This is a genomic window from Pseudidiomarina gelatinasegens (assembly GCF_004025325.1).
Taxonomy (GTDB): domain Bacteria; phylum Pseudomonadota; class Gammaproteobacteria; order Enterobacterales; family Alteromonadaceae; genus Pseudidiomarina; species Pseudidiomarina gelatinasegens.
Genome location: NZ_RSFE01000008.1, coordinates 81,350 through 93,069, shown reverse-complemented (window position 1 = coordinate 93,069; position 11,720 = coordinate 81,350). Strand labels below are relative to the sequence as shown.

General features: G+C 47.4%; 12 protein-coding genes. 5 read left to right on the top strand and 7 right to left on the bottom strand.

From position 1 onward, the window contains the following. Positions 1 to 163: 163 nt before the first annotated feature. Both EGC76_RS10345 and EGC76_RS10340 read right to left on the bottom strand, forming a co-directional pair. Positions 164 to 1,954 carry a TIGR03545 family protein gene (locus EGC76_RS10345; protein WP_164876834.1) on the bottom strand — a complete coding sequence of 597 codons (1,791 nt, stop codon included), beginning with the start codon at positions 1,952 to 1,954 and terminating at the stop codon, positions 164 to 166. Positions 1,955 to 1,959: 5 nt separating this feature from the next. Next, complete coding sequence (locus EGC76_RS10340; protein WP_128352922.1) at positions 1,960 to 2,466, bottom strand: TIGR03546 family protein; 507 nt, start codon at positions 2,464 to 2,466, stop codon at positions 1,960 to 1,962. A gap of 164 nt (positions 2,467 to 2,630) precedes the next feature. Between EGC76_RS10340 and EGC76_RS10335 the strand changes: the two genes are divergently transcribed. Together EGC76_RS10335 and EGC76_RS10330 are read left to right on the top strand one after the other, a co-directional pair. Next, complete coding sequence (locus EGC76_RS10335) at positions 2,631 to 4,094, top strand: RimK family protein (protein WP_128352921.1); 1,464 nt, start codon at positions 2,631 to 2,633, stop codon at positions 4,092 to 4,094. 1 nt (position 4,095) lies between these two features. After that, a complete protein-coding gene (locus tag EGC76_RS10330) occupies positions 4,096 to 4,554 on the top strand; it encodes a GNAT family N-acetyltransferase (RefSeq protein ID WP_128352920.1) in 459 nt (152 codons plus the stop codon). Between the two features lies 1 nt (position 4,555). On the opposite strand, the gene glpQ is transcribed toward EGC76_RS10330, so the two are convergent. Genes glpQ through rcsF form a run of 3 tightly spaced genes read right to left on the bottom strand, consistent with a single transcriptional unit; the run spans position 4,556 to position 7,046 of the window. Then, positions 4,556 to 5,620 (bottom strand): glycerophosphodiester phosphodiesterase, encoded by a 1,065-nt coding sequence (gene glpQ / locus EGC76_RS10325; RefSeq protein WP_220445685.1) that lies wholly within the window; start codon positions 5,618 to 5,620, stop codon positions 4,556 to 4,558. Then, positions 5,620 to 6,660: a cysteine synthase A gene (locus EGC76_RS10320; protein ID WP_128352919.1), complete on the bottom strand. Its 1,041-nt coding sequence runs from the start codon at positions 6,658 to 6,660 to the stop codon at positions 5,620 to 5,622. Before EGC76_RS10320 ends, glpQ begins: the two co-directional genes overlap by 1 nt. A gap of 26 nt (positions 6,661 to 6,686) precedes the next feature. Next, positions 6,687 to 7,046 carry an Rcs stress response system protein RcsF gene (gene rcsF / locus EGC76_RS10315; RefSeq protein WP_128352918.1) on the bottom strand — a complete coding sequence of 120 codons (360 nt, stop codon included), beginning with the start codon at positions 7,044 to 7,046 and terminating at the stop codon, positions 6,687 to 6,689. 145 nt (positions 7,047 to 7,191) lie between these two features. Between rcsF and cfa the strand changes: the two genes are divergently transcribed. Then, entirely contained in the window at positions 7,192 to 8,316 is a 1,125-nt protein-coding gene (gene cfa / locus EGC76_RS10310) for a cyclopropane fatty acyl phospholipid synthase (protein ID WP_128352917.1), read from the top strand. 3 nt (positions 8,317 to 8,319) lie between these two features. Here cfa and EGC76_RS10305 read toward each other — a convergent pair whose 3' ends face one another. Then, positions 8,320 to 9,366, bottom strand: coding sequence for an AI-2E family transporter (locus EGC76_RS10305; protein ID WP_128352916.1), 1,047 nt, complete (start codon positions 9,364 to 9,366; stop codon positions 8,320 to 8,322). 65 nt (positions 9,367 to 9,431) lie between these two features. On the opposite strand from EGC76_RS10305, the gene EGC76_RS10300 reads away from it, so the two are divergent. After that, positions 9,432 to 9,923, top strand: coding sequence for an Mpo1 family 2-hydroxy fatty acid dioxygenase (locus EGC76_RS10300; protein WP_128352915.1), 492 nt, complete (start codon positions 9,432 to 9,434; stop codon positions 9,921 to 9,923). An 18-nt stretch (positions 9,924 to 9,941) separates the two neighbouring features. On the opposite strand, the gene EGC76_RS10295 is transcribed toward EGC76_RS10300, so the two are convergent. Then, positions 9,942 to 10,958, bottom strand: coding sequence for a hypothetical protein (locus EGC76_RS10295; protein ID WP_128352914.1), 1,017 nt, complete (start codon positions 10,956 to 10,958; stop codon positions 9,942 to 9,944). Positions 10,959 to 11,058: 100 nt separating this feature from the next. On the opposite strand from EGC76_RS10295, the gene EGC76_RS10290 reads away from it, so the two are divergent. Next, positions 11,059 to 11,712 carry a c-type cytochrome gene (locus EGC76_RS10290; RefSeq protein WP_128352913.1) on the top strand — a complete coding sequence of 218 codons (654 nt, stop codon included), beginning with the start codon at positions 11,059 to 11,061 and terminating at the stop codon, positions 11,710 to 11,712. Positions 11,713 to 11,720: the final 8 nt, after the last annotated feature.

Genomic DNA, 11,720 nt, shown 5'->3' with positions numbered 1-11,720 from the left:
GAGATTGCAGAGCATTACGTCTTACCTATAAGGCGAACCGAGCGGATTTACCCACGAGAAGTTCGGTCAAAGCCGCAAAAATATGCGCGAAAAAAATGCCAGTCAGCTCTTAACTGACTGGCATTAGGCATATAGCCGGTGTTTTTTTTATCAGTGCGTTACGTTAATTACCACCAATCACGCCTTTTAAACGATCTTTGAGCTTGTCTTCAATTGCACTCTCAAATTTTGCTTTCAGCAGTTCCTGCAATTTTGCATCTCGCTGTTCGGCGTTGCTAAGCAGCTCTGAAATACCGTTAAGATCACCTTCGTTGGCACCTAAGAAGCCATTCGACTGCTCTTGCAACTGGCTGCGTAAATCGGCCAATTCAGTTTTACCAGCCTCTAGCGCAGACGCTTGTAACGCACTACCAAGCTGGCGGTCAAGATCTGAGCGAAACGCAAACTCAGGAGCTGTTAGCGCACCACTAATATCCGCATTGATATCAAGGCGTGACAATTGACGTAGCGCTGAGGCAATTACTTCTGCCCAGCGGTTTTCCGCAGAAGCGTCTAACTGCATGTCAGACAAACGTACCGTACCGCCGCCATCAAACATGCTGTCACGCAGCGACACGGCACCTTCTGAATCCAGCAAAGCGGCAACAATGTTTGCCATAAATTCGCTTTGCTCACTCAATTGCACACTATCAAGTCGGATGCCTTTAACCTGCCACTGTTGTTTCGCATCAATACCTGCCGCTGTGAGGGCAAGTTCGCCATTTAAATTCAGTGATTGCCATAAATTGGAGTTATCAGCTCGCGCCACAAACGTAGTGGGCTGCCCCAACTGTTCGTGTTGATGGGTAATATTCGCCCAGTTCACATCCAGTATGGTCTCGTTCCACGCAAACTCAGTTTTCGCTTTTTTGATAAGAAACGAAGGCGGTTCATTCGCGTCACTAAAATCAAACCAGATGCCCTCGCCACGTTGCGGCTTAACTAAGGTTTCATCCGCAGAACGCGCCAGCATTGGCGCTAACTGTTCATACGCCAACAGAATATACTGGCTCCACTGACGCATTTGTTCACCAAATAATACGGCTGTAATTTCAGTTAAACCCGCACTATTAAGCTGCATCAGTTCTTGCGCCCGCTCCATGTCTTGTCCAGGCGCTGAGCTAACGGCAGAGAACTCAGCCTTAACCTTATCAAGCGCTGTTGTCGCTGTTTCTTTAATGGCTTTCAGTTGTGCTCTATCCGCCTCAAATTTTTCCTTAAGCGCTTCAAACTCCTCTTTCTTCGCTTGCAACTGCTGCGGCGTTTTAATTTCAGCACTGGTAATTTTTTTCAGTTCAGCCTCATAAGCTTTTAGATCTTCGGCGGTAGGTATATTCCCGCGAACCTCATCGATACGCGACTTCTGTTCAGCCAACGTGGCTTTTGCCTGCTCGATTGCTGCGGGAGTTTTTAATTCCAGCCTTGCCACAATGTCATCGACATTGGGCATGCTAAGATTCAAAGCGGCAAGGCCGTCACTCGCCCAGCCTTTCATTGCTTCCTTGTCAGGCACTTGGTACACATCACCTGTCGCGGCGCGAGGTTGATGCACGCGGATACCGGTACTCACCACATTCTCAAAGTGAAAACGCCCCATCAAAAGCTGCTCAACATTCAGATCAGCGGTCACATCACGAATCACCAAACGGTTAAAATCTGGTTGCGCAGGGTCGGTCACCTGAATACCCGTAATTGTCACACCAAGCGGGCTCCAACTGTGGTCAACCGATTCAATATTCACTTCAGCACCATTTAACGTGCCCACAGAGCGCTCAAGTGTCCATTTGATTATGGTGTCGAGTAACAACCAGGAAAATGCCGCTAACAACGCGCAAATAATCAGGAATGCCGCTAACCCAGGCCAGCGTATTGCACTGCGACGTACGTGAGTTGGGTTGGTCTTTGTTGTCGTCATTTTCATTACCCCCGTATGCCAGAGTAAATGGCCCAAAATCGATTAGCTTTAAGCATTTGCACCAGCTTCAATCGGTTGAACCAAGCCTGAATGCGCTTACGATATTGCATGATAATAAAGAAGCTGGCGAACAACAAAATAGGGGCAAATGCCAAGCTAATTAATACACTCCCCAAAGTGAGGCTATGTTGAAATTGCAGGACGCGCCAAAATGCTGATTGATAAAGTGATTGCCACAGCGGCTGCCAACTCTCATGCGCGAGCAGATAAAAACCTACTTGGTGAAACCACGGGTCAAGTAAGTAAGCAACGCCAGAACAAATGACAAAACTCAATATAAAGCCGGTTAAATTAATCCGAAACAACAATGCAATGAGTAGAATCACTAAGTTGTGTACGCGCCAAAGTGGCGTAAAGCCCATCATCATGCCGAGTACAAAGGCAAATGCTAATGCCCAAGCGCCAGACTCGGAATTCAGTGCCTTTAAAAATTTTGCCAGTAGTGTAAGCATAACAACGTACTCCGAACTATATTTGTAGGAACAAGAATAGCTTACCCGCCGTCATTCGGCTATTTTTGTGACGTTTTTTTGCATTTAAAATATATTTTTTGAAGCCCTTGTGTTTTGATCAAAATAGGAATAAAAAGGCGCGGCAAACACGCATTGGAGCACACATGCAAAACTCAGCTTTAATCATTCTTGACGACATTACTGATTGGCAGCCGTACTACCCAAGTCAGTCCACTGTTACCTCGAGTGAGTACTTACTTCAGACCTCAAGCAAAAGCCGTACACAAATTCTAAATTTATGTGGTGACTTGAGTTATTTATCCACTGGCTACTACGTTAGTTTGCTTGCTGAGGCTCGCGGGCAACGTGTGCTCCCGTCCGTGACAACAATTAACGACTTGGCGAACTTCAACCATTACCAATTGCTGTTGGCTAATACCGACAAACAGCTCAGTAAGTTTCTTGGTAATGTGGATAAAACAGCCCCTGTGCGTATTCTCATTTGCTTTGGCCAAACCCAAGAGCCGCTGTTAAGTAGCTTTGCCCGTCAGATTTTTGACCGTTACCCGTGCCCTATCATCTGGGTTGAGTTTAGTTATCAAGGTCGCTGGTTTATTAATCAACTTGGTGGTGGTGCTCTGCCTGACTTATCAGACGAGCAGCAAACCTTTTTTGGTAACGCTCTGGATAGTTTCAGCAAGCGGGTATGGCGTAAAGCGCGCGCCCCGAAAGAGTATCGCTATGACTTGGCTATTTTGCACGACCCAAATGAGTTTATTCCAACCAGCGATAAAAAGGCCCTTCAGCGCTTTATCAAAGCCGCAAAAGAAGCCGATATTGATGCCGAGTTAATCACTGCCGACGACTACAATCGCCTGCTTGAGTTTGATGCATTATTTATTCGTGAAACAACGCGTATCAACCATTACACCTATCACTTCGCTAAAAAGGCTGAAGCTAATGGCATGGTTGTGATTGATGCACCGCATTCAATTTTGCAGTGTGCCAACAAGGTATTTTTGAAAGAGTTGCTGGATAAACACGAAATACCAACGCCCCGAACCGAGCTACTGCTTAGCCAGCAGGAAATTGATTACGCCCAAATTGGCGAGCGCTTAGGCTATCCGGTGGTACTAAAAATTCCGGATGGGTCGTTTTCGATTGGTGTTGAAAAAGCGGAATCAGAAGAAGAGTTACGTCGCGTTGCCAGCGAACTATTCGATAAATCGACGATCTTGCTGGCACAGGAATTTGTAAAAACCGACTTTGATTGGCGTATTGGTATCTTAAACAATCGCCCTATCTACGCCTGTAAGTATTTTATGGCGCGGAATCATTGGCAAATTTACAACCATGCTAGCGGCACCAGTCGCTCAAAGTCAGGCGGCTTTGAGACAGTTGGTGTGCATCAGGTTCCTAAAGATGTCGTGAAAACAGCTCTGCAGGCTACCAAACTTATTGGTGATGGTTTGTATGGGGTTGATATGAAGGTTACCAGTAAAGGTCCTGTGATTATCGAGATCAATGACAACCCGTCGATAGACTCGGGCGTTGAAGACTTATTACTCGGTGATGAGTTGTATCACATTATCATGCGAGATTTTGCGCGGCGCTTGGACGAAAAATAAGATGAGCACAGCATGGCAGTTTCGAGAAGCGACACTACAAGACGTTGATAATCTGGTCGCTCTCGAACAACGTTGTTTTGATTATAGCCGCATGGGAGCGCGCAGTTTTAAACGGTTATTGGTGGCCCCCAGCGCGCATATTTACGTTTGTGAGCAAAACAACACGCTAATCGGGTATTACTTGTTGCTAACACGCAAAAATAGCCAGCGCTGGCGCTTATATTCCATAGCTACTGCGCCCGAAGCGCGTGGAACTGGGCTTGGGCGCGCGTTGCTGGAGCACGCCATTGAAGTTGCTCGGGTTAATGCAGCCATTAGCCTCGGCCTCGAAGTGAAGACCGATAACACAACTGCGATTCGACTCTACGAGAAGTTGGATTTTGCAGTGATTGATTTGTTACCGGGATACTATGACGATGGCACTGACGGCTATCGCATGCGCTTAAGCTTTACCCATTAAACTATAAATCGGGGAAGTCGGTAAAAAAGCCATCAACGCCAAGGTCCGTTAACCATTGCTTCAACTGCTGGTAGCTTTCGACGCCCTCGGGAAGGTCGTCAGCGCGCAGTGTATACACATGAACTTGCAGACCCGCAGCCTGAGCATTTTTTACCACGTCAGAAAATTTTGGTTTGCCGTTTTCATCCAACCCCAGGTAAACATGATTCACCCACACGCCGATACCCTGCGCATAACTACGGAGCGTTTCCAAGCCTGCAGCGGTGCGCATTGTGTTGTAGTCGACCTCACTCTCATTCCAACTATTTTCGGCAATTAATTGAATCAGTGGAATTGAAGTCCTGAACTCGCGCTTCAAGCGGCGCAGCACTTCCGGGTCAAAACTTTGTAGGTAAATTGGTGCCGGTGGTTCTGCGTCGCTGAATCCGTAACGCGCCAATACGCCCATGGTTGAGTTGACTACATCGTATTCATGTTTTTTATGCCAACGCGCACTTTTAAACTCAACATATAAGCCGCTGTCGTGGTCGCGACTTCGATTGAGCCCCAAAATCAATTCAATTTGCTGCCCAAGTGACATGACGTGGAAGTGCCCTTGATCGCGCGCAAATCGCTTCGGGTAGCGCTGTTCACCTTCTTTATTGCTGCGCTCAACCAGTTTAAGTTGTTGCAGCTCTGAAAAACTGAAATCCATAACGTAATAATGCCCATTGGGGCGGTGCTTTTCGGGAAAAACATCACGGACATTACTGATCCGATCGAGTACCAGGTCGTGCAGAACAACTGGCACGTGATCGCGCGTGAGAACGACGTCTTGTTCGATAAAATCAGCATTTTGCGCATGGGCAATGGCTACTGCTGCCATCGAATGTTCCGGGGCATAACCAGAGGCCCCCCGGTGCGCAATAATTAACGGCTGTTTTACCTTCTCTTCAGGCTCTGCCGCAGACTGTGGCGGGGGCAAAAGCACAGGTATCGGCTCTACGTCGAGCTCTTGAGCAGCAATTTTCGGTGCAAACATTGCTGCAAATAAAACAACCGAGATTGCCATCAATAATCTGAACATTATTGTTTGTACCAAACTTTGTCACCTTGCTCACGATAGCGCTTCAGCAATGCCTGAATTGGTTCAGCTTCGGTGCGCGCACCACGCTGCGTTAAGTAGTCGAGATTGTATAACTTACTGGCCGAACGTTCACCAAGGTCACAGGCAAAGGTCACAATTGTCTTACCCGGCCCGTGCAAAAGTGCTGCCTGTAACGCGCCAGCAACGTTCAAACACGAGCTGCTACCCAATACCAGCCCTTCTTCTTCAACGATATAACGTGACAACGTCACCAAATCATCATCAGGTAAGTTAACGGCTGCATCAATACGCGCCTGTTTGAAGTTTTCTACCAAACGCATGATACCGATACCCTCGGTGAACGAGCTGCCATGGCTAACATATTCGCCTGTTTTTAAGAAACTATAGATACCGGACCCATCAGGGTCAGACAGCCAAACCTGCACTTGCTCATTGCGTTCTTTTAAATACTGCGACGTGCCCGCAATAGTGCCTCCGGTGCCTGCAACAGAAACCAGAATATCGATATTACCCTTGGTTTGCTCCCAAATTTCAGGGCCTGTTGTTAGGTAATGGGCCTTCGCATTACTGGTGTTTTCGAACTGATTCGCCCACCAGTAATCGTCGCGCTGCTCAGCAAGACGGCGCGCCGTATGATAAAAGTGATTTTCGTTTTTAAAAGGTACCGGATCGACCGTTTTCAGTTGCGCACCGTGCAGCGTAATCATGCGCTCTTTTTCTTTACTTTGGTCATTGGGCATAACGGCTAACATGTTCAAACCAAACGAACGTGCCACCAGCGCCAGACCAATGCCTGTATTACCAGCCGTGCCTTCTACGACGGTCATGCCCGGTTTCAATTCACCGCGAGCCATCGCATCTTGAATAATTTGCAGTGCGGCCCTGTCTTTAATGGAACCACCGGGGTTTTGTGATTCTAGTTTCACCCAAATATCGCAGCCCGTAAGCTCCGATAGAGAATTCAAGCGCAATAAATCAGTCTTGCCAATTAATTCGGCCGAGCGCTTAGCAACTTGCATGATGACTCCTTATCTATCAGCAATAATTAGCGTAACGGTTGTTCTTGGTATGCATCACCGATGCATACCCAGCGCGCTGAACATTCATCGCTGGAGCCCTGCGTACACGAGCGCAACACAACGCGATTTGCACCCAAGTCAGCCGCAGCTATTTTCATTCTTAGTAAGGCTTCTTCCTGGGTCGGTTTCTCATTAAAGAAACGCGCTTGGCATGACGCGCCCTGCACTTCACCAAGGCTAACAAAACTCACATCGTTTCGTGATAGTTCGTAAGGGCGCATAAACTCAACAGTATCTGCCGCGCCTAAATCAAAATTGGATTGCTGCGCAGACCCCGCGCAACCGCTAAGAACCAACACTGACAACGCCCACAGTAAATATTTCATAGATGTACCCTAGTCAATTTTATTCCACATTACGGCGCTACAGGCGCCATGTAAAGTTTGAATCATTATAAGTTAGTTCCAATTAAACCACTTATTAATTTGTGTTTGCTACACTTAGTCTCAAGCTACATCAAAGGAGATTTGCATGGCAAACGCGCAAGCCTTTATCGCAGAGCTACTGGCACCCGCCGATATTCAAATTAATGGCAATCGGCCTTGGGACATGCAGGTACGCGAAACTGACTTTCTCAACGATGTTTTAGCACGAGGAAACTTAGCTCTCGGCGAGGCCTATATGGCTGGAGACTGGGACTGCAACCAACTTGATGTATTCTTTTGCCGCCTGTTAGCTCATAAGGTTCATGAGCATATCAAACCGTCGCGGCTGCTCTGGCATCATTTAAAAGGCCGATTATTCAATCTGCAAAGTAAGAAACGTGCTTGGCAAGTCGGTGAACATCATTATGATCTCGGTAATAGACTCTATCGCGCCATGCTCGATGAACGCATGGTGTATACCTGCGGTTACTGGGAGCACGCACAAGACTTGAACCGCGCCCAACAAGATAAACTCGAATTGGTGTGTAAAAAGCTACAGCTTAAACCCGGTATGAAAGTTCTCGATATTGGTTGCGGCTGGGGCAGCTTTATGAAGTATGCAGCGGAAAACTATGGCGTTGAATGCGTGGGCGTTACTGTTTCTAAAGCTCAAGTCGAATTGGGCGAACAGCTATGCCAAGGCCTTCCCATTGAATTTCGTTTACACGACTATCGCCAACTGAACGAATCCTTTGATGCAGTGGTTAGCATCGGCATGTTTGAACACGTCGGACAGCGTAACTATCGCGAGTATATGAACGTGGCAGCCAACTGCCTAAACCCTGATGGATTATTTCTCTTGCATACCATAGGGCGCAATCGCGACGTACGCGGCACCGACCCATGGATTAGCAAATATATTTTCCCCAACGGAGACTTACCAAGTTTAGCGCACATTGATACCGCATCCAGAGACCTCATGTGCGCCGAAGACATACACAATTTTGGTGCCGATTATGATCCCACTTTGATGGCGTGGTATCAAAACTTTGAACGCGCCTGGCCCGAGCTTCAGCAGCATTATGATGAACGTTTTTTTAGAATGTGGCGCTATTACCTGATGTCTTGTGCGGGCGCTTTTCGCGCCCGCGACTTACAAGTTTGGCAATGGGTATTCAGCAAAAATGCATACATTGGTGGCTATCGCCGCCCAAGCCTCAAATTTGATTAACGTTTAAGGCGCGTCATTAAAGTCGGTCATGAATATTTGCCACACCGCCATAAATAGTGCAGCAACCAAGGGCCCGATGACGAAGCCATTTATACCAAACAGCGAGATGCCGCCGATGGTGGAAAACAGCACCACATAATCAGGTAACTTGGTGTCACGACCTACTAAAATTGGGCGTAACACATTGTCTGCCAAACCAATAATAATGGCCCCATACGCCATCAGTACGGTAGCGCTAACCCACTCGCCTGTTGCATAAAGATACAAGCCAGCCGGGAACCATACTAAGGCCGCACCCACTGCTGGAATCAGTGACAGGAACGCCATAATCACACCCCACAACAGCGGCGCCGGAATGTCTAATAGCCAGAAGATGAAACCACCTAAAGCACCCTGCACGATAGCGACAACTAAGTTACCTTTAACAGTTGCGCGGGTTACCTCTACGAACTTAGCAAACAGCGCTTGTTCACGATCATCGCCAATCGGTAATGCTTTGATCATGAGTTCTTTAATTGTTTGGCCGTCACGTAGCAGGAAAAACGCCAAGTACATCATTAGCGCCAAGCTAATTAGAAAACCAAAGGTGTTCTGACCGATAGTCAGCGTTTCTTTCGCAAGAAATTTCGACGTTACCTGCACGCCGCTGATAACTTGGTCGCGAATGTCGTTGGGATTAATTCCAAACTCAACTAACAGCTCGTCGATAATGGGGAATGCATCGCGCAGCTTTATCAGCATCTCGCGTGGGTCGATATCACCTGAATCAAGCCGCTGATAAAGCAGGATACCTTCTTGAACAAATGCAGTTGTTAAGAAAATAACCGGTATCACCACAATCGTCATGCAAATCGCGAGCGTCACTAATGCGTTAGTGTTAGGCCGATGGCCCCAGTAACGCACCAATAGGCTTTGCAGCGGAAAGAAAATAACCGCAACAGCACATGCCCAGAAAATGGATGACCAAAACGGCTCCAAAATAAAACCAAAAGCTAATGTCACTGCTGCCAGTAATAATAAAAAGGCACGACGTTCCAATTGTTCGCGCATGCGTTGTCCTTGTTCTTTATTAGAATCGCGTTAATATTGACAACAAAACAACAAGTGAGCAAGCCATGAAAACAATTACAGACCACTTAGCCAGTTACGCAGCGTATCATCGCGATCGGCGCAATATTTTGACGCACTTAGTTGGTATTCCGATGATTGTGGTTGCGATTATGATTTTACTGTCGCGCCCGACCTGGCTGATCAGTGACTTTATTCTGTCACCTGCGATTATTGTCAGCGCCGTTGCGGCACTTTTTTATTTGAAGCTTGATATTGTGCTCGGTGTCATCATGACACTGTTGCTTGGCCTTTGTGTCTGGCTCGGTAGCCACGTTGCGCTGCTTGAAACATCACTGTGGTTGGCGTGGGGCATTGGGCTCTTTGTCGTGGGCTGGATTTTTCAGTTTATTGGGCATTATTTTGAAGGCCGCAAGCCCGCATTTGTGGACGACATTATGGGTCTTGCGATAGGTCCTTTATTCGTCGTTGCTGAAGTCGTGTTTATGCTTGGCGGTAAAAAAAAGCTGCATCAAGCTATTGAAGCCCGATTTAAATAAATAAGGTGGTGTGGGCGATTAGAAATTCCACATCGTCCACAACCCAATTTCATGTTGCTGCTGGTCAATGATTAAACTGTCAATCTCGGTTTTCTTTGCGACCAAAGCAACAGTGACAAAACGAGTCGCTTTCCAGTCCACACCTAATTGAAAGTAATCTTGCTTTAACTCAGGGTTTAAGCGCCGACTTGGGTGGCTCACATCATAGCGAACAAACGCAGAATAACCGGGTTTAAAACCATAGCTGGCCCAAACGCTCCAGCCGTCGCTGGCATCTGGCGCAAGCTGATTAACGCGTGTCCAGTTGTCATTGTAAGCGTATTCAACACCCAAGCGGGTGTTGTTGAGTAAATAGCTTAACGCTAAGTTCCAACGCTGTGCATAATGAAATCTCGGGTTTTCGTCCTTATCTAGTGTTCGAGTGCCCTCATACCAGCCTGTCGCAACATCAAGCCCTGGCAGAACGTGCCACACGCCCATCAACTCGAAGTCGACACGCTCGCCAATGCGCGGTTTCTTGAATCCTCCGCCCGAGATAGCTGCTGCGGCGACGGTGAAGTTATCTGTATTCATACTGTAGTGAACACCAAGATCTGTCGGCCCTGCGAATTGATTTTTAGGGTTCAAACTCGGGTCGATATAACGATAACCAACACGGCGTGCAATATAATCAATCCAAGGTAACTCAGCGACACCTAGTTTCAATGTCTGCTGTTTATTCACGCGGTGTTCAAGATAAGCGTGACGGAACCAAACATCCGTTGGGTCTTGCTGCCGTTGCCACTGAACGTCGGTGGTCAGTTTTAACGTCCAATCGGCACTAAATTGGTGATCAAGATTAAGGTAGAAACGCTTTAAGTCAAGTTGCCAGCCTTCGCGGTCAGACCGCATATCACGAACTTGAAGGTTGCTGAAATTGGTGAAAATTTGGCTCGAAATCTGCGTATTATCATTAGCAAAAGTTACTTCGCTAACACCTATCCCTGCAAAGACTAAAAAAGCACCTATAATCTTATTACACGCATCGCGTTTCATGCAGACCCCGTACAGTTAATCCCTACTAATTTTATGGATTATAGATTAGAATCTTCTAAAATACGATGTTCACCCTACTCTCGAGAGGCAACAGTCAGTCATGAAGCTAACTACAGCTATTTTAATTTGCGTTACTGCACTCGTGGTTCTTGGAATACCGACCATGGCAGTTGCGGATAGTGATCGGGGCAAACAGCTCGCCATGCAAGGTGATGGCAGCGGTGCACCTTGCTCAGCTTGCCATGGGCCTAACGGCGAAGGGAACGCAGCAGGCGCATTTCCCGTGATTGCCGGCCTCAATGAACGTTATTTGTTTCGCACCATGCAAGCCTATCAATCGGGTACTCGGGTTAATCCAGTTATGAGTATGAATATTGATAATTTTGCCGAGCAAGACCTGCTTGATTTAGCCGCCTATTACGCGAATTTACCGTCACCGGCCCCCGCGGCGCCTTCTGCAAGTGCTGAACAATTAGCTTTGGGCGAAAAAATTGCGTTGCAGGGCGACTGGGACGCATATATTCCGCCGTGCGCCAGTTGTCACGGCCCGAATAATCAAGGCGTGAATGAAAACTTTCCTGCTATAGCTGGCCAGCACGCAAGTTACATCAAACAACAAGTTCAAGCATGGCAACAAGGCCAACGCACATCAGACCCAGTGCAACTCATGGAAGCCATTGCGAAGCGCTTAAGTGACGAGCAACTTGACGCAGTTGCTGCGTACCTAGCCAGTCAACCCGCAGCACAGCAGTAACAGGAGAG

Excerpts from the sequence above, each read along its gene's own strand:
- EGC76_RS10305 (WP_128352916.1), bottom strand. The coding sequence starts at position 9,366 with ATGCGCGAACAATTGGAACGTCGTGCCTTTTTATTATTACTGGCAGCA.
- EGC76_RS10300 (WP_128352915.1), top strand. The coding sequence starts at position 9,432 with ATGAAAACAATTACAGACCACTTAGCCAGTTACGCAGCGTATCATCGC.
- EGC76_RS10295 (WP_128352914.1), bottom strand. The coding sequence starts at position 10,958 with ATGAAACGCGATGCGTGTAATAAGATTATAGGTGCTTTTTTAGTCTTT.
- EGC76_RS10335 (WP_128352921.1), top strand. The coding sequence starts at position 2,631 with ATGCAAAACTCAGCTTTAATCATTCTTGACGACATTACTGATTGGCAG.
- cfa (WP_128352917.1), top strand. The coding sequence starts at position 7,192 with ATGGCAAACGCGCAAGCCTTTATCGCAGAGCTACTGGCACCCGCCGAT.
- EGC76_RS10330 (WP_128352920.1), top strand. The coding sequence starts at position 4,096 with ATGAGCACAGCATGGCAGTTTCGAGAAGCGACACTACAAGACGTTGAT.
- rcsF (WP_128352918.1), bottom strand. The coding sequence starts at position 7,046 with ATGAAATATTTACTGTGGGCGTTGTCAGTGTTGGTTCTTAGCGGTTGC.
- EGC76_RS10345 (WP_164876834.1), bottom strand. The coding sequence starts at position 1,954 with ATGACGACAACAAAGACCAACCCAACTCACGTACGTCGCAGTGCAATA.
- EGC76_RS10320 (WP_128352919.1), bottom strand. The coding sequence starts at position 6,660 with ATGCAAGTTGCTAAGCGCTCGGCCGAATTAATTGGCAAGACTGATTTA.
- glpQ (WP_220445685.1), bottom strand. The coding sequence starts at position 5,620 with ATGTTCAGATTATTGATGGCAATCTCGGTTGTTTTATTTGCAGCAATG.
- EGC76_RS10290 (WP_128352913.1), top strand. The coding sequence starts at position 11,059 with ATGAAGCTAACTACAGCTATTTTAATTTGCGTTACTGCACTCGTGGTT.
- EGC76_RS10340 (WP_128352922.1), bottom strand. The coding sequence starts at position 2,466 with ATGCTTACACTACTGGCAAAATTTTTAAAGGCACTGAATTCCGAGTCT.